General features: G+C 64.3%; 26 protein-coding genes. All 26 read right to left on the reverse strand.

What is annotated here, in order from left to right:
- Positions 1 to 295: 295 nt before the first annotated feature.
- The 26 genes from F1C58_RS14315 to F1C58_RS17040 all read right to left on the reverse strand — a co-directional run bounded on the left by F1C58_RS14315 (position 296) and on the right by F1C58_RS17040 (position 23,703).
- Positions 296 to 778, reverse strand: coding sequence for a hypothetical protein (locus tag F1C58_RS14315; RefSeq protein WP_185201723.1), 483 nt, complete (start codon positions 776 to 778; stop codon positions 296 to 298).
- A complete protein-coding gene (locus tag F1C58_RS14320; RefSeq protein ID WP_185201724.1) occupies positions 775 to 1,416 on the reverse strand; it encodes a hypothetical protein in 642 nt (213 codons plus the stop codon). Before F1C58_RS14320 ends, F1C58_RS14315 begins: the two co-directional genes overlap by 4 nt.
- On the reverse strand, positions 1,413 to 1,931 hold the full coding sequence (locus F1C58_RS14325) for a hypothetical protein (RefSeq protein ID WP_185201725.1): 519 nt from the start codon (positions 1,929 to 1,931) through the stop codon (positions 1,413 to 1,415). Before F1C58_RS14325 ends, F1C58_RS14320 begins: the two co-directional genes overlap by 4 nt.
- A gap of 5 nt (positions 1,932 to 1,936) precedes the next feature.
- Positions 1,937 to 2,593, reverse strand: coding sequence for a hypothetical protein (locus F1C58_RS14330; protein WP_185201726.1), 657 nt, complete (start codon positions 2,591 to 2,593; stop codon positions 1,937 to 1,939).
- A gap of 50 nt (positions 2,594 to 2,643) precedes the next feature.
- Positions 2,644 to 3,788 (reverse strand): IS3 family transposase gene (locus tag F1C58_RS14335; protein ID WP_185200817.1). Its coding sequence is split into 2 segments (ribosomal slippage): positions 2,644 to 3,509 and positions 3,509 to 3,788, totalling 1,146 coding nucleotides; the frame shifts between segments, so codons are not numbered across the junction.
- A gap of 36 nt (positions 3,789 to 3,824) precedes the next feature.
- Positions 3,825 to 4,880, reverse strand: a complete 1,056-nt coding sequence (locus tag F1C58_RS14340; protein WP_185201727.1) for a hypothetical protein — start codon at positions 4,878 to 4,880, stop codon at positions 3,825 to 3,827.
- Entirely contained in the window at positions 4,880 to 5,197 is a 318-nt protein-coding gene (locus F1C58_RS14345; protein ID WP_185201728.1) for a hypothetical protein, read from the reverse strand. The genes F1C58_RS14340 and F1C58_RS14345 overlap by 1 nt, the downstream gene beginning before the upstream one ends.
- Before the next feature lie 105 nt (positions 5,198 to 5,302).
- Positions 5,303 to 5,599, reverse strand: a complete 297-nt coding sequence (locus tag F1C58_RS14350; RefSeq protein ID WP_185201729.1) for a WXG100 family type VII secretion target — start codon at positions 5,597 to 5,599, stop codon at positions 5,303 to 5,305.
- Positions 5,600 to 5,777: 178 nt separating this feature from the next.
- Positions 5,778 to 6,074 carry a WXG100 family type VII secretion target gene (locus F1C58_RS14355; protein ID WP_185201729.1) on the reverse strand — a complete coding sequence of 99 codons (297 nt, stop codon included), beginning with the start codon at positions 6,072 to 6,074 and terminating at the stop codon, positions 5,778 to 5,780.
- A 239-nt stretch (positions 6,075 to 6,313) separates the two neighbouring features.
- A complete protein-coding gene (locus tag F1C58_RS14360; protein WP_185201730.1) occupies positions 6,314 to 7,213 on the reverse strand; it encodes a hypothetical protein in 900 nt (299 codons plus the stop codon).
- Between the two features lie 25 nt (positions 7,214 to 7,238).
- On the reverse strand, positions 7,239 to 7,841 hold the full coding sequence (locus F1C58_RS14365; protein WP_185201731.1) for a hypothetical protein: 603 nt from the start codon (positions 7,839 to 7,841) through the stop codon (positions 7,239 to 7,241).
- The gene (locus F1C58_RS14370) at positions 7,838 to 8,392 is read right to left on the reverse strand and encodes a hypothetical protein (RefSeq protein WP_185201732.1); all 555 of its coding nucleotides are present in this window, start codon (positions 8,390 to 8,392) and stop codon (positions 7,838 to 7,840) included. The genes F1C58_RS14365 and F1C58_RS14370 overlap by 4 nt, the downstream gene beginning before the upstream one ends.
- 114 nt (positions 8,393 to 8,506) lie before the next feature.
- Positions 8,507 to 9,895, reverse strand: a complete 1,389-nt coding sequence (locus tag F1C58_RS14375; RefSeq protein ID WP_185201733.1) for a putative T7SS-secreted protein — start codon at positions 9,893 to 9,895, stop codon at positions 8,507 to 8,509.
- The gene (locus F1C58_RS14380) at positions 9,892 to 10,254 is read right to left on the reverse strand and encodes a hypothetical protein (RefSeq protein ID WP_185201734.1); all 363 of its coding nucleotides are present in this window, start codon (positions 10,252 to 10,254) and stop codon (positions 9,892 to 9,894) included. Before F1C58_RS14380 ends, F1C58_RS14375 begins: the two co-directional genes overlap by 4 nt.
- 117 nt (positions 10,255 to 10,371) lie before the next feature.
- A complete protein-coding gene (locus tag F1C58_RS14385; protein ID WP_185201735.1) occupies positions 10,372 to 14,862 on the reverse strand; it encodes an FtsK/SpoIIIE domain-containing protein in 4,491 nt (1,496 codons plus the stop codon).
- 66 nt (positions 14,863 to 14,928) lie between these two features.
- Complete coding sequence (locus F1C58_RS14390; RefSeq protein ID WP_185201736.1) at positions 14,929 to 15,423, reverse strand: DUF6121 family protein; 495 nt, start codon at positions 15,421 to 15,423, stop codon at positions 14,929 to 14,931.
- A 9-nt stretch (positions 15,424 to 15,432) separates the two neighbouring features.
- Positions 15,433 to 16,302, reverse strand: a complete 870-nt coding sequence (locus F1C58_RS14395; protein WP_185201737.1) for a hypothetical protein — start codon at positions 16,300 to 16,302, stop codon at positions 15,433 to 15,435.
- A 100-nt stretch (positions 16,303 to 16,402) separates the two neighbouring features.
- The gene (locus F1C58_RS14400) at positions 16,403 to 17,101 is read right to left on the reverse strand and encodes a hypothetical protein (RefSeq protein WP_185201738.1); all 699 of its coding nucleotides are present in this window, start codon (positions 17,099 to 17,101) and stop codon (positions 16,403 to 16,405) included.
- Positions 17,098 to 17,784, reverse strand: coding sequence for a hypothetical protein (locus F1C58_RS14405; RefSeq protein ID WP_185201739.1), 687 nt, complete (start codon positions 17,782 to 17,784; stop codon positions 17,098 to 17,100). The genes F1C58_RS14400 and F1C58_RS14405 overlap by 4 nt, the downstream gene beginning before the upstream one ends.
- Positions 17,781 to 18,833 carry a type IV pilus assembly protein PilM gene (gene pilM / locus F1C58_RS14410; protein WP_185201740.1) on the reverse strand — a complete coding sequence of 351 codons (1,053 nt, stop codon included), beginning with the start codon at positions 18,831 to 18,833 and terminating at the stop codon, positions 17,781 to 17,783. The genes F1C58_RS14405 and pilM overlap by 4 nt, the downstream gene beginning before the upstream one ends.
- A gap of 24 nt (positions 18,834 to 18,857) precedes the next feature.
- Positions 18,858 to 19,691 carry an A24 family peptidase gene (locus F1C58_RS14415; protein WP_185201741.1) on the reverse strand — a complete coding sequence of 278 codons (834 nt, stop codon included), beginning with the start codon at positions 19,689 to 19,691 and terminating at the stop codon, positions 18,858 to 18,860.
- On the reverse strand, positions 19,688 to 21,265 hold the full coding sequence (locus tag F1C58_RS14420; RefSeq protein WP_185201742.1) for a hypothetical protein: 1,578 nt from the start codon (positions 21,263 to 21,265) through the stop codon (positions 19,688 to 19,690). Before F1C58_RS14420 ends, F1C58_RS14415 begins: the two co-directional genes overlap by 4 nt.
- On the reverse strand, positions 21,262 to 21,909 hold the full coding sequence (locus tag F1C58_RS14425) for a prepilin-type N-terminal cleavage/methylation domain-containing protein (RefSeq protein ID WP_185201743.1): 648 nt from the start codon (positions 21,907 to 21,909) through the stop codon (positions 21,262 to 21,264). Before F1C58_RS14425 ends, F1C58_RS14420 begins: the two co-directional genes overlap by 4 nt.
- Complete coding sequence (locus tag F1C58_RS14430; RefSeq protein ID WP_185201744.1) at positions 21,902 to 22,498, reverse strand: type II secretion system protein; 597 nt, start codon at positions 22,496 to 22,498, stop codon at positions 21,902 to 21,904. Before F1C58_RS14430 ends, F1C58_RS14425 begins: the two co-directional genes overlap by 8 nt.
- Positions 22,499 to 22,654: 156 nt before the next feature.
- On the reverse strand, positions 22,655 to 23,065 hold the full coding sequence (locus F1C58_RS17120) for a prepilin-type N-terminal cleavage/methylation domain-containing protein (protein ID WP_219731982.1): 411 nt from the start codon (positions 23,063 to 23,065) through the stop codon (positions 22,655 to 22,657).
- A gap of 224 nt (positions 23,066 to 23,289) precedes the next feature.
- Positions 23,290 to 23,703: a type IV pilin protein gene (locus tag F1C58_RS17040; RefSeq protein WP_185201745.1), complete on the reverse strand. Its 414-nt coding sequence runs from the start codon at positions 23,701 to 23,703 to the stop codon at positions 23,290 to 23,292.
- Positions 23,704 to 23,724: the final 21 nt, after the last annotated feature.

Here is a 23,724-nt window from a genome sequence, read left to right on the forward strand (position 1 = left end):
ACATACTCCTTGTATTTACTGCACGGTGACAGATGTTGCGTAGCATCCGTTCCGACGTTCTGTAGGTCCGTCGGAAACGTTTTGCACCACACGCGAATCTCACGAGAATGTTCGATCCTGAGTGGTATGCCGTGGGGGCTGCTGATCTTTCACAGACCGGCAAACCCAGCTTGTATGGCTGAAATCGAGCCCGATCCACGCCCCGAAACAGCGGGCACGGTTCAAGCGCACGACAAAGCGCACACCTCGTAGATACTAGCCGTCGCGAGGGGTGGCGGTCAAATGATCGACGAGCTCACCCGCGCGCGCCGAACTTCGCAGAGAGGTCTTCTATCGACGCGGTGAGGTCGCCCTTGTAGACCCGCGATGTCGGAAGGTCGAGCTGGTCGAGCACGGGTGTGAGATCCACCCGCTTGGTGTTGTCGTACGGCGGCGACTGGCGGGGGCCATTCCAGACCTGCACGGTGTATGAGACGGGCGTGAATCCGCGGAATCCCCAGGCCAGGCGCAGCGCGTCGGTGGTGATCGCCGCGAGGTCACCCGTTGCCGGCTCATCAAGATAGATGCGGATCCCGAGTCTCTGCGCTGTCGGGGATCCGTCGTAGCTCGGCACGGCTGCGGCATCCTGGACCCCATCGATCTCGGCGACCTTCGCCGCCAGCGCGACCAGGGCCGGGTCAGTCGTGCGGGTGGACGGGACTGCGAAGGCGCAGCCGGAGAGGAGCACCACGAGGGTGGCCGCCATCGCCGCAGACACCACCCGGTGTCGCCTCGTCACGAGCTGCTCCATTCCGCTGTCGAGACGATCGCCCGGTAGAGATTGAAGAGGGGCTCCCGAAGATCGATGGCGGGAGAGGAGGACGACAGCAGCACGACACGACGCTCCCCGGGCACCGTCATCCAGAAATCGATGAGCAGATTGCGAACCTCGTCAGGATCGATGTCCACTCCAGGGGGCATCTCGGGCACCACGACATCTTCTCGGCTCGTCACCAGCACCTCCGACTCGCCGGTCGAATAGCGCTCCGAGCCGTCCTCGCCGGGGAGCGCGCCGAGGGCGGTGATCACCACGCTCATGACCTCGGCCGCGGCCGCTGACGTGGCCGCACTGACATCGAGACCCGGGGTGTAGACGCCGAGGAAGGCGGGGATGGGCAGGCCCGTGACGGCCTCGAGGGCGATGACGAAGCGGTCGGCGTTAGCCGCGCGGGCGGCAGATGCTGCGGACAGGAGCCGTTCCCGCACCTCTGCGCGGAGTCGTGCCCGGTCGTCTGCGCGGCCGATCGACTCGACGACCAGCCGACGTACCGCCTCCGCGGTGACCGCAGCGTCGCGCAACGGAATCTCGCGCCAAGCTCCCGGGAATCGCAGGCGCAGCCCCTCGGCTGCCCCCACAACCGCAGGGGTGGAGTTCATTTCGCGCCATCCGATCGCGGCCCGAAATGCCGCTCGAGATCGCGCGCCGAGACTGAGAGCATCTTCTTGAACACCCGCGCGCCGGGGATGTCCAGCGCCTCGAGCACCGGCGCGAGATCCATCTTCGCCGAGTTGTCGTAGGGCAGCTGCTGGCGCGGGCCGAGCCATAGTTGCACCGAGACGCCGGCTGCCAAGAACTCCCGGAACCCCCAGGCGCGCTCGAGCGCGCCGCCCAGAAGGGGCGCGAGTCGCGTTGCGGGAAGGTCCGCGACGGAGGGATCGAGGTGGAGCCGGAGGTTGAGATTACGGCGTTCGGGCGAGCCGTCGAAACTGCTCGCGGCCACGGCGTCCACTATGACGGGATCGATCGCCACCAACTGGAGGCGCAGGTTCTGGAGCGCCTCCGCGACGGCAACCGCGTCACCGCCACCGCCTGAGCGGAGCGGGTGTCCTTCGGCGAACCCGAGCGCACTCGCTGCGCCGGCGATGATGGCCGCTCTCAGGGGAGATGTCACCGCGTTCATCCTCTCGTCACCGCATAGTCGGTAGAGGTCTCGGTGCTGCCGAAGAACTCCGCCGTGCTGTCTCTGAAGTCTTGCATGCGGGGGTCGGTCGACTCGGAGATGTATTTCTTGGCGCTGGCCGCATAGTCGGCAGCGCCGTGGCCGAGAGGCGCCGGGGCATCCGACAGCGCCTTATCGACAGTCGCGGGTGGAGGCACATCGAAAACGATCCGGTTCGGATAGGGCTGGTGCGGCGCCAGGAGGTCGCCGACGTTCGCCACCGGGTCGGTGTTGTGCTCGAGGGAGACGACCTTGATGTTGGGCGGGATGTACACGTCGTCGAGCGGCGACCCTCCGGTCACCACCGCCTGGACGTTGAACCGCGAGGTGAAGCCGGGGTCGGCCGCGAGCTTGCCGGCGGCGATCCCGCCGAGGCTGAAGCCACCGAGCAGGAGCGGATCACCGGACCCGGGGACATACCCCGCCTGCTGCAGCGACAGTTCGACCGCCTTCATGAGCTGCGTCTGCTGCGCCGGGTTGAGCTTTGACACGAGATCGGAGTTGAGGTCGTTCGGCACTCCGTCGGCGAACGGAGACCACTCCTGGGTGCTCGGAATCTGCACCCGCCAGCGCGTCACTCCGTCGTCGCCGACCACCTTGGTGACGCTGATCACACCGACGTCGGGACTGCCCCGAGTTCAGTTGACTCGGTGGGTTAGTGGTTTCACGCGGCGTTGAGGGCCATGTTTATTGTCTCAAACTCGATCGGGGTGAGTTTGCCGAGGCGGCGTTGCCGACGCTTGCGATGGTAGGTTCGCTCGATCCAGACCACGATCGCGAGGCGTAGCTCTTCCCTCGTGGCCCATCGTTGCCGGTCGAGGACGTTCTTTTGCAGGAGGGCGAAGAAGGACTCCATCGCGGCGTTGTCGCCGCATGCGCCGACGCGGCCCATCGACCCGGTGATGGCGTTGTTCTTCAACACCCGCACGAAGGCGTTGGAGCGGAATTGAGAGCCGCGGTCGGAGTGCAGAATCGTGCCGGCGATGTCGCGTTGCCCGATTGCGTTGCGGGCCGCAGCGACCGCCAGGGATGCTTTCATTCGGGAGTCGATGGAGTAGCCGACGATCTTGTTCGACCACACGTCCTTGATCGCGCAGAGGTAGATTTTGCCTTCGTCGGTGCGATGCTCGGTGATGTCCGTCAACCACAGCTGGTTAGGGCGTGTCGCGGTGAAGTTCCGCTGGACATGGTCGTCATGCACGGGCGGGCCGGCTTTGCCCCTCAGGCCGCGTTTCTTCGCGAACACGGACCAGAGCCGCTGCTGGGAGCAGAGCCGCCAAACCCGGTTCTCGCCCGCCTTCAGGCCAGCCTGGTTGAGTTCGTCGCTGATGAACCGGTAGCCGAACGCGGGGTCGTCCCGGTGGGCGTCCCACGCCGCGTTGGTCAGGTGAGCGTCGTCCCAATCACGTTGCGAGACGGGGTTTCGGAGCCACTGATAGAAGGCTTGTTTGGAGAAGCGCAATACCCGGCAGGTCACCGTGACGGGGACTCCGTCGACGGCCAGTTCGCGGACCAGCGGGTACATCATTTTGGGTTGACATCCCGGGAGAGGTAGGCGACGGCGCGGCGCATTACCTCGGCTTCCTGCTCCAGCAGCCGGATCCGTTTCCGCGCCTCCCGCAGCTCAGCCGACTCCTTCTCCGTCACGCCAGGCTTCACCCCCTCTTCGACGTCGGCTTTCTTCAGCCAGTACGCCAGACACGACTCCGAAATTCCGAAGTCCTTCGCGATCTGGTTCAGCGGGGCTTCGTGCTTGCGAGCGACCGCGACAACATCGCGGCGGAACTCGGGCGGGTAGGGCTTGGGCATGGTGACATCCTTCCAGCGGAGACGAATCTCCACAGGTCAAGAGTCAACCAAACCGGGGGCAGTCCCGTCGGCCACCCCGTCGCCGTCCAAGTCATCCGCCGAATCGATGCGGGCCTGCTCGGCGAAGAGGTCGTAATACGGGTCCCTGTGCTGGTCTCCCGGCCCGTAGTCGGAGGTGCCCGGGATGCGCGGAGGGTACTCATAGGTTTCCGGGCTGCCCATCGGCACGACAGTTGGCGTGCCCGTCTCCTTGATCATCGCGGAGATTGCCAGCCCGACGATGGCGGCGACGAGCAGCGGGGTGACCAGCGCCAACAGCGCGGCGAGAGGAAGAACCAGGCCGGCGAGGGCGGGGAAGACGATCACGATCAACAGGAGGGCCGCCACCACCAGCAACACCAGCGCAATGACGATGATCGCCGCGAGCAGGATCTTCCCGATCGCAGTGGCGATGTCGATGATCGACTGCAGGATCGGGCCGAGCACACCGGTGATCCAGTCGCCGATGCCCTCGACGAATCCCTTTACGTTGTCCCAGAACCCGTCGTTGAGCGGGCTGTCCTTGACGACGTCCTCGATCAGTCCCGCCGCCCGATCCGCCGCCTCGTCGCGATCGTGCACGGCTTGGTTGTAGAGGGCCTCGGCCTCGGCGTTGTCCTGCTCGAGGGCGGCTATGCGGCGATCGAGCAGGTCGAGAGCCTTCTGGTTGGCCAGTTGCTCGGCATCCGGCACCCGGGCCTTGTCCTCGAGATCGGGGCGCCGCGCCAGAAGCCCGGCAAGAGAATGCTGACCGTCGCCCGCGGCGGACGCGGCCCGCAGCGCCTTCTCCTGCGCATCACCGAGCGCCACCGCGTATGCGCTGAGGGCCGTGGCCGTCTGCCGATACCGGGACTCGGCCTGCTGGATGTCTTTGGAGACCTCGTAGGCGAGGTCACGGATGGCGGTGAAGGCCTTACCCACCGAGTCGTCCTGATTGGAAATGGAAATGAGGTCCGCCGCGGCCCGGTTGATGGCATCGGCCGTCACGAGGTACTTCTGAGCGTGGGTGGCGACGGTGACCTGGTTACCAGGGAGGGCGTCGAAGGTGGCCATCAGTGGTTGTCCTTGGTGTGCGTTGTGCCGCCCTGTTCGACGGTCACCGCATCCCGTAACTCCATGTCCACAGAGATAAAAGAGTCGTGGATGCCGTCCACCGCTTGGGCCATCGACCCCACCTTGTCGCCCATCTCGCGCCGCTTGTCGTTCCACTGGCCGGCGAAGTCCTGCACCCTCGAAGAGAGCCTGGCGTGCCCGACGGCGGCGGAGACCTCGTCGCTGAACTTCTCGGCATCATCGAAGTTCGACTTGATCGTGCGAAGATCCGAAATGAGTGTTTCGAGATGAGTCAGGTTGAAGTCGAGATCCGGCACGAGAGTCCCCCACGGTCGCCGAGCGGTGATTGCTGAATGTGTTGTGGAAAGCGCGGGCCGGTCCAGCTGGACCGACCCGCGCCGTCGAATGGTGAGGCGGACGGATTAGCCGCCGATGCCCTTGGCGAGCTCGGAGTCGACGTTCTCCAGAGCGGAGGCCGCCTTGGTGAGGAACTGCGACATTCCATCGAGACCATTCACGGCCTCCGTCGTGCCCTTCGTGAACTGCTCATACGAGGTGTGGAACGCACCGGATGCCGCATCCGTCACGAAACCCCCCTGAACCAGACCGTTGACCAGGGACTGCAGCTCGTGAAGCTTCGAGGTGATGTCGTCCTTGCCCGTGGTGAGACGGTTCGCCGCATCGGTCATCTCGCTGTACGTGACATTCATGTTCGCCATGAGGTAGAACTCCTTCGACTAGTGACGGGCCGACCCCCTGGCCAACCAACTACCGGTAAACCTACCGTCCTGATGGAAACTCGCCAATGGGCAGCGGTGCCCATGACGCCAAGTGCCGCTTAACGGACGAAGAGCCGGCCCCGAAGGGCCGGCTCTTCGTCCGCAAAATGGATCGGGATCAGCCGCCGATGCCCTTAGCGAGCTCGGAGTCGACGTTCTCCAGAGCGGATGCCGCCTTGGTGAGGAACTGAGACATTCCATCGAGACCGTTCACGGCCTCCGTGGTGCCCTTGGTGAACTGCTCATACGAGGTGTGGAACGCACCGGATGCCGCATCCGTCACGAAACCCCCCTGAACCAGACCGTTGACCAGGGACTGCAGCTCGTGAAGCTTCGAGGTGATGTCGTCCTTGCCCGTGGTGAGACGGTTCGCCGCATCGGTCATCTCGCTGTACGTGACATTCATGTTCGCCATGAGGTACTGCTCCTTGGTTTTCGGGGCTGACCTCGAGGCCAACCAGCTTGGTTACTACCTAACTACACGGGTGAAGACGACGGAATGGGCAGGACTACCCATGCGGGAGTCAATGACATCTCGGAGCGATTTCGCACACCTCGGCCGGTGGGCGGCGCGAGCGGTGCGGAGTTCCCCAGACCGTGGCTTCTGGCCATGCGGTGTCGGTCCGCCCAGCACCAATCGAGCCGGTTCCGCGATTATGCGAAGGACTCTCCACTGCCGAGAGTCTCTCCCGCGCGCCAGAACTGGGCGGCCGCAACAAGCGCGAGCACGACGAGCAACGCACCCGCTGCAGCCAACAGAAGGAATGATCGCAGCGCGATTGCGAGTTCAGCCGATGTGACACTCGGGCCGACCGCCCCCGCAAGGAAAGTCACCGAGAGCGCGATGAGGAGTCCTCCGATTCCGCCGATCCAGAGGTCGAAACGCCAGCGATAGTCGAGCCAGCGCCAGAAGGCCTTGCCCGAGCCACCAGCGGGGGTTGCGACTCCACGTCGGAGTGCGGAGAGATACCAGGCCTTCTTGGCCAGAGAGACGAAAGAGGCGATGGTGATCGCAAAGGCGAGTGCGCCGTAGATGACCCAGAAACCGGTGAAATCGTAGGTGGTCCGCAGGGTCGACGGCCACCCGCCACCGAGCCATCCGGACAGGGGGATTCCGATCAACACAGCCGAGATGGCCAGGCCGACCAGCGCCCATCCGAAGTGCCATCCAAAGCCGAGGATGCGGAACTGCGAGACCATGGAGGCAGAAGGCAGAATCCCTTTCTGCGGCTTCGCGCTCGGCCCGATCCATCCTCGTCTCAATTGCTCGCCGGGAATCAAGGCACACATCGCAAACAGCAGGACCACCCCGGGGGCGGCCGTCATCGCGGTCCCGGCAACGCCGGCGATCGGTTCGAGATCCGATCGATTCGCACCCGCGGTCTGTGCGCGATCGAGGGCCGACATGACAATGCCGCCTCCGACCAGAAGCATCAGGGTCACCGTCGAGAGAATGACGCCGACGACCGAGAGCACGCGGCCGAATGTGCGGTTGGATGCCGCTACTTTCGCCCGCCGCGCCTGCTGTTCTTCATCCGTCAGTTCCTGCGGCATGGTGCCCCCTTCAACGTCGCTGAAGTCAAGCCTTCCACGTCAGTGAGTCGACCATCGCATCGAAGAGGGTCGCGTAGAGTTCTGGATCCCGTGCCATCGGCGCGGAGATCGTGAGGGTGAGCACTCCCCCACCGTCCGGGTAAGGCAGTCGATACTCCGCGGAGAGTGAGGGAGTCTCGGCGTCACCGAACCGACCGAGTCCGGCCTCGACCGTGCGGCACATCGGCCCGAATCTGTGCCCGACAATCGAAACGCCGGGAAAGGTCGCGGCCAGTGACTCGGCGAAGGCGGCAGGCGCTGCGGGAATCGACTCTTTCGGCCAGGGCGAATCCGAAGCGATGAGAGCCGCGGGAAATGGCACTCCGGGCAGGATTTCGAGCGAGAGGTGCATGGTGTGCGCCCCGGCATCTCGCGCCCGCTGCGCGGTCGTCAGCAACTCCTCGATCATCATCCGTCGCGTGCGGGCGAGACGGTCGGCGACGCCCACCTGCTTTTTGACGATGCGGCCGATCACCGTCTTCATGATTTCGTCGGCGTCGAGCGGAATCACCGACCAAGTGCCGGGAAATACGATCGAATACCCGGCATCCGGTGCTGTCACCGAGCGGACCGGCGTATCCGTGCTCATACGGCGGCCTCGAGAGTGATGGCGAGAGTTTCGACGAATTCCTGGGTCTCGCGGGGCATGTTGACGAACGCGCCAAGGCTCTCTGCCGAGAAGATGAACTGCACGGCCTGCGCTGCCCCGGGTGGGAAGACAGCGATCACGGCCCGCTCTTCGAGCACCGCGCCTTCCGGCCCATCTGTTGCGTGCGCGATCAGGTTGTGAGAACCGACGAGTTCCCCCACCGCGATCGTGGATCGCCATGTACGCACAGAGTAGTAGCTGAGGCCAGACTCCTCCCGGTCGGTGTAGGACTGCAGAAACTCTTCAAAAACCTCTGGGGCGCCGAGCGCCGCGACAGGCGTCAGCTCGAAGACCACCGCAGCAGAAGCCCGGCCGGTCTCGGGATACGGCACCCAGACCGCGGCGGTCAGACGAGGGTTGTGCATCGAGGAGAGTCGCGTTCGAGCGAAGTCGAGTTCACCGGCGAGGCGGTCACGAACTTCAGGGTCGATGACGAGCGCGGCCGCGAGTTCGATGGACCACTCTGCCGATGACGTCGATGAGAGGGGCATCGGGTACCACCCCTCAGACAATCCCACCCTGAAATCAACGATGTCGCGCAATGACGTGTCGGGCATTCGATCCTCTCCTTGATGATGCGATCCGTTCGAGCCGGAGGTTCCGCATCAGTCTTTCGTCGTTCCCGTCGTGATGATCTGATAGCCGTGTTTGAATACGTCGCCGACACCGGTCACCCCACCGACGACATCCCCATAGTCGCCCGAGACGAAGGAGGTGCCGTTGAAGTCTGGCTTGAAGATGGACTCGAGCCCCTGCCCGACCTTGATTCCCTGGTAGAGGCTCAAGGCTCCGGCCTGGAAACGCATCGGGAGATCGACGAGGCCGGGGTTCTCTGCGGCCATCTTGTAGAAGCTCTTCAGATCCGCGTTGATGTTGAGACCTTTCGCGAAGTCGATGTCGAACTTCGGGAATGCCTCGAGCGCAGCCTCGCGGATGAGAGTCCCCGCGCTCTTCTCACCGGCTTTGAAGGCATCGAAGGCCGCCTTCTGGGTGGCGTTGCGCACGAACGGCGACTTGAACACATCACTCAGCGGCTTCGCCAGGTTGTCGGCGGCTTTCGACGCACTCATGAAGTCTTCACTGTGTGCGCCGACACCCTGCAGCGCGGCAAGAGCGCGGGTCTCGGTGATGCCCGACTTGAGCACGGTGATCGCCTTGAGCTCCTTGGCAGCAGCGGCAAAGATCTTGCCGCCGAACAATGTGAGAACGGCGCCCACCGCCGCGCCGGCGACATCCCACCACGAACCGTCACCCGAGATCGCCTTGACGATCGATTCGATCAGCGTGATGACAGCGCCGATGGCGGCCAGTACGAGCAAGATCTGCCCGAGGATCGGCACCCAGGCCAGGAAGATCGAGAGGATGCCCGCCCAGTCGCAGATCACTTTGAAGATCTCGAAGAGGGTTGCGCCCCAGTCGTCCCACCAGCCGTCCTTCAGCCCGTTGTTCTTCTTTCCGTCGACGACCTCGACGATCGCGGCGATCGCGGCGTCGGCGGCGGAATTCTTGATGCTGAGCGCTGCCCGCCACTCATCGTGCGCCGCGCCGAGGCTTGCCGATGCGGCTTGGGCATCGTCGTGGGCGTCGGTCGCTGCCTTCTTCGCCTCCGTGTCGTCGGGCTGGGCGGAGTCTGCCGCGTGCTGGCTCTGTGTCGCGGTTCGCTGCGCCGACTCCACCGCGGACTGCTTGTCGGCGATGTGCGCGATGGCCGTGCGTGCGGCATCCTGCGCGCTCTTCAGTTCGAAAGAGTAGGTGACGAGAGCCTGCGAAGTCACCGCATAGCGTTCTTTGGCCTTGTCGATGTCACTCGCGACATCGCCAGCCTTGTCCCGGATCGCATCGATCGCCGCGCTCGTCATTCCCTCGACGCTGGAGATGCTCTTCAGGGTGTTGACCGACCTGGCGATGGCATTGGCGATCTCACCGTAGTGTCGCGCCTTCGATCGCAGGAGTGTGTCATTGCCCTCGAGCAGCGCATATTCGTGGTCGCTCATGTGCTGGCTCCCTTGCCGTTTCCGGAGTTTCCGCCGGGACCGGTCGGGGTCGCGGGAATCTTCGCGTTATCGGGAGCGGCGTCCTCAAGCGCTTTCGCCAGACCCGCATCCACCTGTGTGAATCCATCTGAAATCGCCGCGATGGACTTCTGGAGGTCTTCGACCGCTTCGGTCATGCTCTTGCGCTTGTCGTTCCATTTGTGAGCGAAGTCTTCGACGTGGGAGCCGAGCTGGTCGTGCCCGGTCGAGTCTGCAACATCGTTGCTGAAATCGTCGGCGTCCTTGAACTCTGCCGCAATAGCCTCGAGATCGTCTTTGAGTTGCTGGAGCAGCTCGAGATCGAGCTTCAGATCTGCCATGTTCGCTTCTTTCCCCTCGACTGCCGAGTGCTCGCTTACCCCTCTGGTACTGGCGAGCTCTTGCCAAAACTATCGACTAACCCTCGGATGCGACATGGGCAGCACTCCCCATGACTCTCATCCCTCCACCAGCGGCAGCTGCACCCGCGCCGATTTGCCCTTGGCGATGTACATCCCACGTCCCGGCGGGAACTCGGATTTGTTGATCCGCGGCAACGGCGTCTTGAGGATGATGTCTCCCTCGACCGTCTCCGGCTGCAGCAGGAATCCGCGGCGTCCGTTCTTGATCTCACCGAGCAGCGGCCAGGACGATCCCCAGGCCGACATCTCCGCTTCGGCGATGAGCAGGTGATCGCTGCGCTTCGCGGCCCGCGCGAGCTCGACGATGGCGGAGTCGGCCGGGGTCTGGAGGAAATCGCCGATCGACTCGACGATCACGACGATTCGGCCCTCGGTGTCGGTGTCGGAAATGGCGGCGGCGAGGTCCTTGGCGAGCGCGGCCACGGCGTCGACCGTGGTCGCGGCATCCGTCCAGGGCATCGCCTGAGAGAGCGGCGAACGGGTGTTTCCGAGATAGTAGAGCCGGGCATCCGGGTCGAATCTCTTCATCGACTGCGCGAGGCCGTGGAGCGCTGTGCTGCGCCCACTGGCCGGGGGGCCCGCAAGCAGGAAGGTGCCGACGGGATCGAAGCCGAGGGGCCCGAGATCCAGGTCGCTGACCCCGAGCACTGGCTCGCCCCGCACTGCCATGGGCAGATCCGATTCCGGGTACTCCTTCGGCAGGGATCCGATGCCGGGCGCCGATGCGACGCCCGCCCGCACCATGGCCTCGGCGAGAGACTTCGTTGCGTTCGCCTGTTCGGAGACCGACGAGGAACCACCGAGGATGGCGATCTGCGTCTCGAACCCGTCGACGATCGCGCGCCCGGCCGGCGACTTGGAACCGAGGATGTCGCTCGGCACATCGAGCATGCCGTAACCGTCGTCCGCGAGCCGGAGCACCACCTTGCGCTGGATGCTCGATCCAATCGAGGCCGGCACGGCGCCGGCCCGGTCGGCGGTCAGCGCCACGTGGATGCCGAGCTGACGGCCGTCGCTGAGGATGTCCTTGAACACGTCGTACCAGATAGATCGCCCGGCGGGGATCTCGAAGTCGTTGCGGAAGTTCGGGAAACCGTCGATCAGCAGCAAGATGCGGGGCTCTTGCGGTCGGTTCGCGAGCCGACGGTATTCCACGATGCTCGAGGCGTTGGCCGCGGCGAAACGGGGACCGCGGTCCTCGAGCTCGGCCTGCAGCATCCGGAACAGGCGGATGATGCGCTCGGAGTCGTCCCCGGCGATCACCGCGCCGACATGGGGCAGTGCCTCGAGCATACGAAGACTGCCGGAGCCGAAGTCGATGCCGTAGACCTTCACCGGCCCGCCGCGCGGGGTGATCGCCGCCGCCGCAGCGAGGGTGCGCAGCACGGCGCTCTTGCCGGAACCACCGGTGCCGAAGATCGAGAGGTGCCCGTCGACATCCGGACGGAAGTAGGTGGGCAGCTGCTGCTGGCGCTCGGCGATGTCGGAGACCCCGAGAAGCAGCTCGGAATCGGTGCGTTGCGGCAGGCGACCGAGGTCGTAGAGACCCGCGAGTTCGTCGAGCCAGGGCCGGCGCGGCGGAGGGATCTGAGCGTCGCCGTTGGCCTTGACGATGGATGCCACGAGCTTCTGCTGGTCGGTGGGGCCGAGATCCCGAGCCTCGTCGACGGTGCTGGCGGTGAGGTCCTCCCAGCGGTTCTCCCCGCCGAATCGAAGCTCGGCCACCTCGATATCCGCATTCTCCGGTTCGCGACTCGTCCATCCGCCGGCATAGCCGGACTGGAACAGCGCGAGGCGGCCCGGGCCGGTCTTCGCGACACCGCGGCCGGGGATGGCCGGGTCGAAATGCGCGGCGTCCTTGATGCCCACCACGTCCTGGCTGTCGGACTCGTCGGCCATGCGAAGAGCGATGCGCAGGTTGGTGTTTGCCCGCAGGTTGTCTTTGATGACACCGGCCGGGCGCTGGGTCGCCATGATCAGGTGGATGCCGAGCGAGCGACCGCGCTGGGCGATGTCGACGACTCCGTCCACGAACTCCGGCACGTCTCCGACCAGGGCGGCGAACTCGTCGATGACGAGCACGAGGGCTGGCGGGCTGTCCGGGTCGCCGCGCTTCTCCAGCTCGAGCAGGTCCTTGGCCTTCTTGCGGTTGAGCAGGTGCTCCCGGTAGTGCAGTTCGGCGCGGAGGGAGGTGAGCGCGCGACGCACCAGGTGCGGGCTCAGGTCGGTGACAAGGCCGACGGTGTGCGGGAGCGAGACGCAGTCGGCGAAGGCCGAACCGCCCTTGTAGTCCACGAACAGGAAGGTTACGCGGTCGGGACTGTACTCGGCAGCCATGCCGAGAACCCAGGCCTGGAGAAACTCGCTCTTGCCGGCTCCGGTCGTGCCGCCGACGAGCGCGTGCGGCCCCTGGGTGCGCAGGTCGAGGTGCAGCGGATCCACCCCGGCCGATCCGATGATCGCGCGCAGCTTGCCGGCCCGGCGAGGCTTCGGAACCGCGCCGGGAGTGCGGTCGTGCATTGAGGCGTTCTGCCGCCAGCGGTCGATGACCGCGTCGCTGGTCTCGATCAGTTCATGGCCGAGCAGCGTGATCATCGAGACCGAGCGCGGGATATCGCTGGAGTCGGCGACGAGGGCTCCCGCGTCGATCACCGGGGCGAGCTGCTTCGCGAAGTCGAGCGCACGGGCGGAATCCACCTGCTCGGTCTCGACCTCGGTGATGGTCTCGCCGAGACGCACGAGCCCGACCGTGCCGAGCGCGGACTCCGGCTCGAGGTGCAGGTAGGTGCGGCAGACCGCGGGAAGAGCCGGCACACTCGGCGCGACCCAGATCGGGTACACGCCCGCATCGGCGGCCTGCTCAGCGAGCTGCACGAGACGTGCGCGGTCGACCGCCACGTCATCGGAGATGAGCAGCACGATCGCGGGCACCGGTGATGGGGTGCCGACAGTGGTGTTGGCGGAGCCGACCTCCGCGCCACGCTCGAGCGCGGCGCCCTCCTGCTCCATTGCACCGCGGCGCTGGGCGCCCTTGCCCGCAAGGCGGTCGGCGACGAGACCCTCGATCGCGGAGAGGAGCTGGGATCCGCTCGCCGCACTGTCGGCGAGGTGGCTGACCTCGAGCGGGCTGTGCGGCGACGAGGTGTGCGGCATCCACTTGAGCCACTCGAGCTCTCGGGACCAGGCCGGACTCACGAGGGCGGCGACGACGAGCTCCGCCGGGGAGTGCAGCGCGGTGATCTGTACGAGCACGGAGTTGACCGAGCCGAGGGTCGCGGAGGTGGGGCCGGCGATGCCGAGCGCTCCCGAGTCGAAGAGGTTGTCGATGATAGGCACGCCGGCGATCATCCGGTTCTCCTCGACGACGGTGTCGAGGCGGCTCTGGAACTCCGGCAGCATCTCGCCCTTGGGCTGGGTCAACACGACGTTGCGTGAGGCCATGGTGCCGATGCCGATGCGCACGTTGAGGAATGACCAGTGCTCCGGGCGACGGGTCCAGAGCAGCGGACCACGACGGATCGCCTGGTCGAACGCCTGCTCGGTGGAGGGCGACTCGTTGATGCGCAGCTCGATCTCCCTCACCCGCTCCTCTTCGAGCTGGGTGGTGAGCGAGGAGAGATGCACATCGAACTTGCCGATGGCCTTCTTGAGACGCCGTTTCTCGCGGGTCTTGCCGGTGAAGAAGTTGCCGATCAGCATGACCGGGGACATTGCGACGAAGAGGAGCGAGGACGGGTTCTTCGAAATGTAGAACATGGCCCCTCCCATGAGGATCGGGGCGATCATCGCAAGCAGCGGGAATGGCTGGTCGGGCTTCTCCGCCGGCACCGCCGGGCCGGCGAATTCCTGGCCGGCGTAGCGCCGCTCCACCTTCGGGGAGCGGTTGAAGAAGATCGGGCCCGCCGTCGGCGCCACCCCGCTCATCACGGCGGAGTCCGCCACGGTGACACGCACCTCGGAGTCACCGATGAGCAGCGTCTCCTCCTTCTCGATGCGAAGGCGGGTGACGATTCCGCCGTCGACGACGACTCCGTTGGCCGAGCCGAGATCCACGACCTCCACCACGGAGGAGACCTCGAAGCGCACGTGGCGTTTGGAGACGAGCGGATCGTGAAGGGTGATGTCTGCCGCATCCTCCCGCCCGAGCACTGTGGTGCCCGCCGCGAGCGGGAACTCGCGCCCGGCGTCCGGCCCAGCCACGACGGTGAGGGTCGCGATCGTCGGTGCCTTGCCCGATGCTGGGGGCTGGTAGTAGGTGCCGGCATCCGCGATGCTCACGGTGGCTCCGCTGCCGATCCAGGCTTCCCCGAGAGGAGCGTCCGGCGGCAGGAGGAGGGCCTCACTCTGCCCGGGGAGGGTGGCGTGCAGCGTGAGGACGCGCTGTGGATCGGGCTTCGCTGTTGCAGCATGCGGATCGAGCCGAGCGATCGTCGCCGCGACATCCGAGATGCTCGCCGAGGCATCCGCGGTGACGACGATGTCGTCAGTTACTCCGGATGCCCGCCGAAGGGTCAGCTTGAGACGCACGTTTTTCCTCCCCCGAGGCGACCTGCTGGGCGCTCAGGCAAGTATAGGGAGAAGAGAGAGACAAACTCACTCGTTGCGATCGCGGTCATCGCGGTTCTCCCACCACCACTTCGGAGCCTGGCCCGCTCCGCCGCTGTCACGGTAGGAGAGCAGCAGGAAGAAGGCCAGGGCAACGGCGAAGGCGATCACGGCGACGGCGACGGCGAAGGGCCCGACCGCATTCGACCCGAAGAAGAGCAGAGACAGCAGCGGCCGCCCCTTGCCGAGGGAGTAGAGGGTCGATCCGCTGATCAGGAAGAAGAAGTAGGTGAGGACGGCGGTGATGAGGGAGGCCGCAAGCACGGAACCCCGGCGCCGGCCGAAGCTGACGAGCAGGGCGTACAGAGCCGCGGTCGCCACAGCGAACATCGTCGGGGCGATGAGCGGGCCAGCATCCCGCTCGGTGAGCACCTCACGGTCCGCGTACAGGCTGATGATGCCGCTGGCTGCGATCGCGAGCGCAAGGAAGAGCACGACGGCGAACACTGCGATCATGCTCGCGTAGCGCGTTCGTGCATCCACCCGGTCGAGCTAGATCGTCGTGGCGGGCGCCGCGTAGCGCGACTTCTCGTACTCCGCCGTGCGCTCGGCCGACTCCCGGTCGAAGGTGTCGCGCGCCTCTAGGTTGCGCACCTTGACCTTGCGGCCTCGAGCGCTGATGAGCGCGCCCATCCACATGGATACCTCGCGGGCAAGCAGTGCAGCCGCGATGATGAAGGGGCTGGCGAGAGCGGCCGAGAAGAGCCGGGCCGCGCTGTTCGGGGTGAGGGCGAAGACGTTGTTGACCAGCAGGCTGGTGCCGACGGATCCGAAGTAGACGACGAGCCCGACGAACAGGCTCCCCAGCACGTAGCTCCACCAGGAGGCCCGATTGGCGAGCAGCACGACGATGACGAAACCGACGAAGAAGAACGCGATGGGCGTGTAGTACGCCAACGAGCCGAAGAAGTCGAAACGGAAGTCACCGATCTCCACCGCGTGAATCGTCGCGATGGCCACCGCGTACAACGCGGCGAAAACCACGCTCGACAACAGGGCGATCAGAACACCGAATCCGCGGTTGCCCTTGCGGCGAGGCGGCACCGGCGAAGGCACGTAGATCGTCTGCATGGAAGCGGCGGAGGTCGCTGCGAGTGGAACGGATGCCGGCTCGCGCTCGGTCACGGTGGTTTCCGCTGCGGCCGGGTCGGAGGTCGCCACAACCGGTTCAGAATCGGACGGCGAGGCCGTGGTGAGGGTGGCTGGCGGAGCGGCCGGCGGAACCTCGACGAGGTCGTACACCGGCTCCTGCTCCGATGTCGCCGGCAATTCCTCCGCCGGCACGATCTCGCCGTCGATGTCTGGTCCGTCGACGCGTTTCGGCGGCTGGGTCGCAGCAGTCTCGGGCGTGTTGTCGCTCATCGGTGCCACTCCTCACAGGCTGGCCGGGGCGTCCCGGCAGTTCACGTCACTCTAGCAATGACGGGGAACTGCCGGGAGTTCGGCTCGCGCAGGGAGGGTTTTACGGGGTAGTGGTCGCGGCGGCTGCGGCCGGCGTTGCGGTTGCCGGATCCGCCAATGCGTAGACGTTGCCGGCGAGATCGCCGGTAAACACTCCGCCCACACTGGACACGGTGAGGGTCGTCACCAGAAACAGCCGCGGTCCAGACTGCAGTGCCCCGGCGAAGGCCATGACCTGGTCATAACTTCCACTGACAGAGACCTGAATCGGTATCACAAACAGTCCACTTGACGGGTTCGCGGGCGTCACGGAGGGGGCCGCCGTGCCTGCCGCCGGTGCCGAAGGACTCGGGGAGGGGCTGGGGGTAGCAGCTGGCGCTCCAGCGGCGGCTGCAGGAGCCGCCACGACGGGCGCGACGTAAGCGGAGACCCCACTCACGGCGACGCTTCTCAGGGTGATCCCTTGGGCGTCCCCGTACTCCTTGATGGTGCGCAGGAAGACGGGCATGTCCGCGGTAGCCGGTATTGAACCGCGGAGAGTATCGAGCTCCCCCTGTGTAACGCCGATGTTCTCGAACTGCTTCTTCAGAGCGACGAGCTTTGTCGCATTGAGATCGTTCGCCGAAGTGACGCTGGCGCGGTCCTCGTCAGCGGATGCCACCTGAGAGAGGATCGGAGAGACCCCTACGATCCACCCGAGGATTCCAACCAGGGCTATCGCGCCGAGGATTGCCAAAGTGAGGATACGGTCGCGGTTCATTTCTTCGCTGCTTTCACCGGGGCGAAGCGCTCGGAGAGCGCGTCTGAATTGACCAGGAGGTCGACTTCGACCGTGTAGTGACCGGTCACCTCGACCAGGGTCACACTTCCTGGCATTGCGGCGACGAATCCCTTCATCTTGGCTAAGTTGTCGAGCCAGTCTGAGATGGGCTGCTGCGGGCTGTCCGCGGTGATCTTGACGTCGGCGATGTGACTCGGCGTCAGGGTGTCGGTCGAGGCGACCGGTGCGACTGCGGCGACACCTGTCTCTGCGGTGAAAGCTGTGATCGTAGTTCCCGCGGGCAGGGTGGCCCTGATGCTCTCTAGATACGGCGCCCACAGGATTTCGTCTGCAGCGGCAATGGGCTGCGACAACTTGATCTGGTCGACTTGACTCTGAAGCGTCGTCACGTCGCTGTATTTCGCCCGAGCCAGAGTGAGGAGACTGCTACGAGACTGCTCGTTGGCGAGTTGGGCGTTCGCAGTAAAAAGCGCGAATGTCGCGCCGACCGTAGCCAGGATCGCGAGGACGACGACGATCACCAGTCCGGCGAGAAGGCGCCGCCTGAGCGCTCGGGACTTCTGACCCTCGCCGACCTCTCGTGGCAGAAGGTGCACCCGCGGCATCCCTCCGAGGATGAGCGAGGCGTCGACCGAGGGCCGGCCGAGTGTGATGGCGCTCATGCGGCTGTCCCCAGTGCGAGACCGATTGCTACTGTCATGGACGAATCCACGCCTCTCTCTTTCATAGCCTTGTCCGCCTGGCGCCCGATCGCGATGTTGCCGAACGGATCACCCGCCGAGACAGGCAGCCTGGTGTATTCCGAAACCGCTGCACCGAACCCTCCGAGCGCTGAGCCGCCGCCTGAGAGCACGACGCGTTCGATCGTGTTGCTCGCCCCGGTGGAGGCGAAGTAGGTGAGGGTGTTGCGCAGGCTCGTGATGAGCTCGCCGGTCGTCTCGAAGATGATTCCCACGGCGGCGTTCTCCTCGGCGGTCGTGGGTGCGGTCGCGAGCCCGAGCGCTCGTTTCGCCCGCTCCGCAACCTCCATCGACACTCCCATCCGGCTGGATAGAGCATGGGTGAGGTCGTCACCACCGGTGGGGATGATGCGCACGAATCGCGGAACGCCATCGGAAGAGACCACGACGGTCGTCGTCGTGGCGCCGACGTCGATCATCGCGGAGGTACCGCTGAGCTGCGAACCGCGGAGGAGGATGCGGCTGAGGGCGAAGGGGATCAGGTCGACCGCGACGGGGTTGAGTCCGGCGAGCTGCACGGCCTTCACGTTGCCGAGCACCGCCTCCTTGAGCGCGGCGACCAGCAGTCCGTTGATGACCGGACCGTTGGCATCCACCCCTTCACTGATCGGGTAGAAGTCGAGAAGTGCGTCTTCCGTCGGAAAGGGCAGCATCTCCTGCACGTGGAACGGAAGGGATTCGCGGATGCGATTGAGGGGCGCCTTCGGCACGCTCAGGTCGCGCGCGAGCACCCGTGAATTGCCGATTCCCAGCACGACGTTCTTCGTGCTGAAGCCACCCGCGGACCACAGTTGCTTGAGCACCGTCGCGACGGTCGCCGGCTCGGCGACCTCGCCGCGGTTGACCGCTCCGGGCGGTAGGGGAAGCGAGTGGTAGCGCAAGAGCTCCGGGCGCGACTTCGATGCCGCGCCGAGCTCCGCTGCTCGAATGCCATTTGCGCTGATGTCGAGTCCGACAATTGTTTTCGCCATTTTTCCCCCTGGGTGATGCGTGTGCTAGGCGACCGTGAGGTCGAATACTGAAAGGTAACTTGCGAAGACCGCGTTGCCTACGACGATTCCGAGCCAGGCCCCCGCGAACATCCACGGCCCGAAAGGGATTCCGCTCTTGCGGCCCGCGCGCTTCGTCGCGAGAAGAATTATCGAGAAGACCCCCGCCAGCAGGAATGCGCTGAACGCACCGACCGCGACGGCTCCCCAGCCCGCCCAGCCCAGATAGATGCCGAGCACGCCCGCCAGCTTGACGTCCCCGAGACCCATGCCTCCGGGGTAGACGAGAGCCATCACGAGATAGAAGAGGAACAGCCCCGCCATGGCGATGCCCGACCCGATCAGCGGGCCGAAGTCACCCGACAGGAAGCTCGCGGCGCCGAAGAGCGCAGCGCCAACGGCATAGGCGGGAATGACGATCACGTTCGGGAGCTTGTGCACGTCCAGGTCGATCAGTGCGAGCGCGATGGTTATTGCGGCGAGATAGAGGAAGGCAACCATGACGAGTACTGCGGCGACTGCGCCAGCGGATGTCGTGGCCGCAAACGCCGCCGGGGCGAAGCCGAGAGCAACCAGGGCGAATGAGAGTGAGGTGGCGAGTTCGACAAGGGGGTAGCGCGCGGAGATGGGTGCCGCGCAGTTCCGGCACTTGCCGCGGAGGAGCAGCCAGGACAGCACCGGGATGTTGTCGTAGGGCTTGATCTCGTGCTCGCAATTGGGGCACGCGCTCGGCGGCGACACTATGGACTTACCGATCGGCACCCGATAGACCACCACGTTGAGAAAAGATCCGAGGAGAAGACCGAGCACTGCCGCAAGCACGACAGTCACGGCGATCATTTGCTGTACTCCTTGTAACCACTTACGTCCGAGTCGCTGTAGATCGCGGGCGCGTTCCACTTCTGCTCCAGGCCGCCGTTGCAACCGGTGACGATCATCTTCGACCACTGACCGCTCGTGTAGGTGTCAGTAGCATCTACCGCGAGGCAGCGACCGAGGTAGTCGGTGAAGAGATAGCTGGTCGCGTACGTGCCTGTGTTGAGAAAACGTGTCCACCTCTGCGTCGTACTATTCCCGTTGTTGCAGAGGGTGAAAGTGACCAGCTTTCCGCCGGCCGCTGGAGTCGTGAGGCAGTTCTTCTTGGCCGCGTCACCCTGGTCGTAGACCACGATCTGCTGATTGCCAAGGGACTGACTCGGAAGCGTGGGCTCGGTGTAGAACCATTTGTGGTTCCAGTTGAGCTTCGTTCCCGTGCCTGTCGGATCCTGCTTGCACGGGTAGGAGATCATGAAGGCTTTGCTTATCGTCTGGTCCGTTACGTCGGCGCAGCGGCCGAATTCCTTGTAGTTCACCATCTGGTTGGTGTTGTAGCTTGCCGCACCTGCTCCCACGGCCGTCGTCGGTGTGAATCCGCCGCCCGTGCTGGCGCTCACGGTCAGCACCACATCGGCAGCAGGAGTGGCGGAGCTGAGATAGAAGTTGGAATAGTCGGTGTTGTTTGCCTGCTGGCCCTGCCAGGTATTCGAGCCGAACCAGCTCCACAACTGGTTCCAGCGAGTCGCATCCGAGCGACATACCGCAAGTACCGCGTTTCCGGCGAGAGCAGCTGTCTTCCCGGCATTTGTCGGGCTGGAGATGCAAAGCGGCGTGGTGAGGACAGAGCTGGCGAGCTTGATCTCGTAGTCGACGTCGTAAACCCAGAGCTGCAAGGTGTCACTCACCGACGAGCAGTTGGCCGCTGACTTGAAGACGACGGTGGACCCCACGACGGCAGAACTTGCCTGGAGGCAAAAGCCGTTGTTGTAGTCGTAGATACGGCCACCGGCGATGTTGACATTGGACACCTTGAACTTGTAGACCGCTGAGATGTAGCGGTTTCCGTAGGTGGCATCTGCCTGGCCGGGTACTGCCGCCCCGATGCCGTCGGCGAGAGCCAAGACGAAGAGAGGCTGTGTAGTTCCCGAGAGCACGCTGCCCGTACAGTTCATGTCATTCGCGTCTTGCCACGCGATGTCCTTGCCGGTGGGATCGACCATGAAGTATTTCATGACGACGGAGTAGGTCGAGGTTGCGTCGTTCCCATCGACCTTCCCCGCTACCGTGCAGGGCAGCTTCGAGCGGATGCCCGTTGTCTTCCCCGTCGCGATATCCGTCTGCGCCAGGGATCTGACGACTCCAAGTGAAGCTTGAATGCCAGCCTGCGCAGCATAGACAGTGCGAGTGTTCTTCTGCGCGGTGAAGACAGGCGTCGCCTGGGAAAGTATCACGCTGAGCAAAACCACTGACAGTCCCGCCACCAACAGCATGAAAAGGATCGCCGTCAGCAGAGCCACGCCCGCTTCGCTCTGTTCGCGGTCGTGTCGCCGCGCCGCGACAGCGCGGACTGTGTCGAAGAGCCGGGTGATCGCCATCATGACCGATACCCTCCGAAGGTGCAGACGGGAGTCAGCGGATCATTGCTCCGCGACTTGATCGAGGTGTTGCGAGCAATAAACGTCGTCGACATCGATGCTCCCGCATTCTGGGCGTCGGCTCCCGAATTGAGTGACAGAAGAAGTTGTTGGCGTGGAGTGTCGGTTATATTCGCCGGCACCAGCTGGAATGGGTGAGTGGCGACTCCGTCATTCGCCATGTCGGTGAGCTTCACTGACCATGCGGTAGCGCCAGCAGAGTTATTTTCGTCCCACTGGCGGGACTCGAGCCTCAAATTCGTCACCGAAAACCGCCACTGGTAACAGATCGCGACAAGACCGCCAGCGGTGCTCGCTGCGGGCACCCGAAACTCGACGTATTTGTCGCCGGACGCCCCGACCCCCGGGAAGTTGATCGAATCTGAGTAGCGCACTTGCCGATCCATGATCCCGAAGAAGACCAGAGTGCTGTTCGTCGACTGTCCCACAAGTTGCGTGCGGACTTCGCTACGCGAAATCGATGCAACGGACGTAAGCACGATGACCAGGAAAACAGTGAATATCGCCATCGCGACCAACAGCTCGACAAGGCTGAAGCCGGACTGCGAATCCCGTTCCGACCCGTCCGATGAGCGTCGGTCAGCCATTGGTCTTCCATTCCAGGTCGGAGTGGGAATCGATCAGCGTGGAGATCGTGTAGACGCAGGATCCGGCGACGGCGCATTCCTGGCCGGCGGTCCAGCCCACGACTACTATCACCCTCGTGAGCGGCGTGTAACCGGTGTAGATCGCCGGCGCGTAGGCTGCGCCGTCGATTTTTGTGCAGTCTCCGCCTGCAGTCTGTCCCGCGCTCGTGCCGAGCTTCTCGAAGCACGTGCCGATCAGGGTTGTGACCGTATACGCAGTGCCGTTCTGGCTGACCGGATCATCTATCCGAATGGTCTGGGTGCCCGGTAGCGGAAGCGTGTGGTCGTACTCCTGATAGGTGTTGCTGATGCCGCTGATGCCGGAATTTGCGGCAAAGCTGCTTTGAACCAAGGGTTTCGACCTGCCGCCATAGAGGATCGTTGCGGGGAGACCGTTCGCCTTTTCCATCGCCGCGTTCGCGACAGTCACGGCGATCGCCCTGCGCTGCTGGGAAACGGATCCTGTCGTCGCAGAAATTGCAAGGCCGATCGCGGCAGTGGCAACGATGCCCATAATCGCGATAGCAACGATCACCTCGACGAGGGTCATGCCTGTCGAGTCAGCGGCACTGCGCTCGAATCGACGTCTCATGGCTTTCATGGCCCCTCCTCTCGAGTGACTGTCGCATCAGGGATTAAGCGGGAATTGCGAGAACGATGCGGAACATGGACTGGGCCATGTTCCGCATCGTCGCATTGCGTGAAATTACGGTGTGAACTTCCCGAGTCCACCAGCACTGCTGTCGTACGTCTGGCTTCCCGTGACGTTCGCGTTCGATCCGAGGATCGTGTAGGAAGTCGCGCTCGGGGTTACAGTGATCGTGTTGCCATCGCTCACCTTGATGCCGTTGGTCGCGTTGCTCACCGGGAAGGCCGAGAAGGAGCCGCTGTGGCTCGTGCCCCAGGTCTCCACGACGACCGCTGCGTTCTTGAGGTCGGAAGCCACAGAGGCCTTCCAGGCGCTCTGGCGCTGGTTGAGGAACACCGGAATGGCGATCGCGGCGAGGATACCGATGATGATGATGACGACGAGGAGCTCGATGAGCGTGAAGCCCTTCTCCCCATCCTTACGAGCCTCACGGCCGGCCGTCATGGCCTTGTTCATGCGAATGATCATGTGATTGATTCCTGTTCATTGAGAATGTTGATGGACAGGTGGCCCCCAATTGCAATGCCCCCTGAGATCATGTTGGCCGCACCGTTAGCCCCGCGGAATCCCGCAAACAGGGGTAATACAGCCAGAATGCGCCCCCAGTACGGGGGCAAGTCGGCGATTCCGGTTACGCCAAAGCGACAGCATCCGATAGGGGTGCTGTCGCTCTGGCTCACTGGAAGACGGGACTAGGGCGTGAACTTCCCCAGGCCGCCGGCAGCTCGGTCATAGACCTGGCTGCCGGGGCTCACGTTCGCGTTCGACCCGAGAATGGTGAAGGTGGTCGCGCTCGGGCTCACCACGATCGTGTTGCCCTCGGTCGCCTTGATGCAGTTGGTCGCATTGCTCACCGGAAAGTCCGCGAACGACCCGTCGTGGTTCATTCCCCAGGTCTCGACGACGATCGCGGCATTCTTCAGGTCACTCGCCACCGTCGCCTTCCAGGCGCTCTGGCGCTGGTTGAGGAACACCGGGACGGCAATCGCGGCCAGTATGCCGATGATCACGATGACGACCATCAACTCGATCAGCGAGAAGCCGGCCTCACCCTGAATGCGAGCTTCCCGCACCCGGGCCAATTTACGGTTTGTGCGGTTGATCATCTGGTTGGTCCCTGATCGGAG

The sequence above is a fragment of the Glaciihabitans sp. INWT7 genome, from assembly GCF_014217685.1.
In the GTDB taxonomy this organism is placed as follows: Bacteria; Actinomycetota; Actinomycetes; order Actinomycetales; family Microbacteriaceae; genus Lacisediminihabitans.

What these genes read in the sequence shown, in the direction of transcription:
- F1C58_RS17120 (WP_219731982.1), bottom strand. Translation starts at nt 23,065, where the DNA reads ATGATCATTCGCATGAACAAGGCCATGACGGCCGGCCGTGAGGCTCGT.
- F1C58_RS14365 (WP_185201731.1), bottom strand. Translation starts at nt 7,841, where the DNA reads ATGAGCACGGATACGCCGGTCCGCTCGGTGACAGCACCGGATGCCGGG.
- F1C58_RS14320 (WP_185201724.1), bottom strand. Translation starts at nt 1,416, where the DNA reads ATGAACTCCACCCCTGCGGTTGTGGGGGCAGCCGAGGGGCTGCGCCTG.
- F1C58_RS14400 (WP_185201738.1), bottom strand. Translation starts at nt 17,101, where the DNA reads ATGAACCGCGACCGTATCCTCACTTTGGCAATCCTCGGCGCGATAGCC.
- F1C58_RS14405 (WP_185201739.1), bottom strand. Translation starts at nt 17,784, where the DNA reads ATGAGCGCCATCACACTCGGCCGGCCCTCGGTCGACGCCTCGCTCATC.
- F1C58_RS14360 (WP_185201730.1), bottom strand. Translation starts at nt 7,213, where the DNA reads ATGCCGCAGGAACTGACGGATGAAGAACAGCAGGCGCGGCGGGCGAAA.
- F1C58_RS17040 (WP_185201745.1), bottom strand. Translation starts at nt 23,703, where the DNA reads ATGATCAACCGCACAAACCGTAAATTGGCCCGGGTGCGGGAAGCTCGC.
- F1C58_RS14355 (WP_185201729.1), bottom strand. Translation starts at nt 6,074, where the DNA reads ATGGCGAACATGAATGTCACGTACAGCGAGATGACCGATGCGGCGAAC.
- F1C58_RS14415 (WP_185201741.1), bottom strand. Translation starts at nt 19,691, where the DNA reads ATGATCGCCGTGACTGTCGTGCTTGCGGCAGTGCTCGGTCTTCTCCTC.
- F1C58_RS14425 (WP_185201743.1), bottom strand. Translation starts at nt 21,909, where the DNA reads ATGGCTGACCGACGCTCATCGGACGGGTCGGAACGGGATTCGCAGTCC.
- F1C58_RS14420 (WP_185201742.1), bottom strand. Translation starts at nt 21,265, where the DNA reads ATGATGGCGATCACCCGGCTCTTCGACACAGTCCGCGCTGTCGCGGCG.
- F1C58_RS14380 (WP_185201734.1), bottom strand. Translation starts at nt 10,254, where the DNA reads ATGGCAGATCTGAAGCTCGATCTCGAGCTGCTCCAGCAACTCAAAGAC.
- pilM (WP_185201740.1), bottom strand. Translation starts at nt 18,833, where the DNA reads ATGGCGAAAACAATTGTCGGACTCGACATCAGCGCAAATGGCATTCGA.
- F1C58_RS14430 (WP_185201744.1), bottom strand. Translation starts at nt 22,498, where the DNA reads ATGACCCTCGTCGAGGTGATCGTTGCTATCGCGATTATGGGCATCGTT.
- F1C58_RS14395 (WP_185201737.1), bottom strand. Translation starts at nt 16,302, where the DNA reads ATGAGCGACAACACGCCCGAGACTGCTGCGACCCAGCCGCCGAAACGC.
- F1C58_RS14375 (WP_185201733.1), bottom strand. Translation starts at nt 9,895, where the DNA reads ATGAGCGACCACGAATATGCGCTGCTCGAGGGCAATGACACACTCCTG.
- F1C58_RS14370 (WP_185201732.1), bottom strand. Translation starts at nt 8,392, where the DNA reads ATGCCCCTCTCATCGACGTCATCGGCAGAGTGGTCCATCGAACTCGCG.
- F1C58_RS14340 (WP_185201727.1), bottom strand. Translation starts at nt 4,880, where the DNA reads ATGGCCACCTTCGACGCCCTCCCTGGTAACCAGGTCACCGTCGCCACC.
- F1C58_RS14350 (WP_185201729.1), bottom strand. Translation starts at nt 5,599, where the DNA reads ATGGCGAACATGAATGTCACGTACAGCGAGATGACCGATGCGGCGAAC.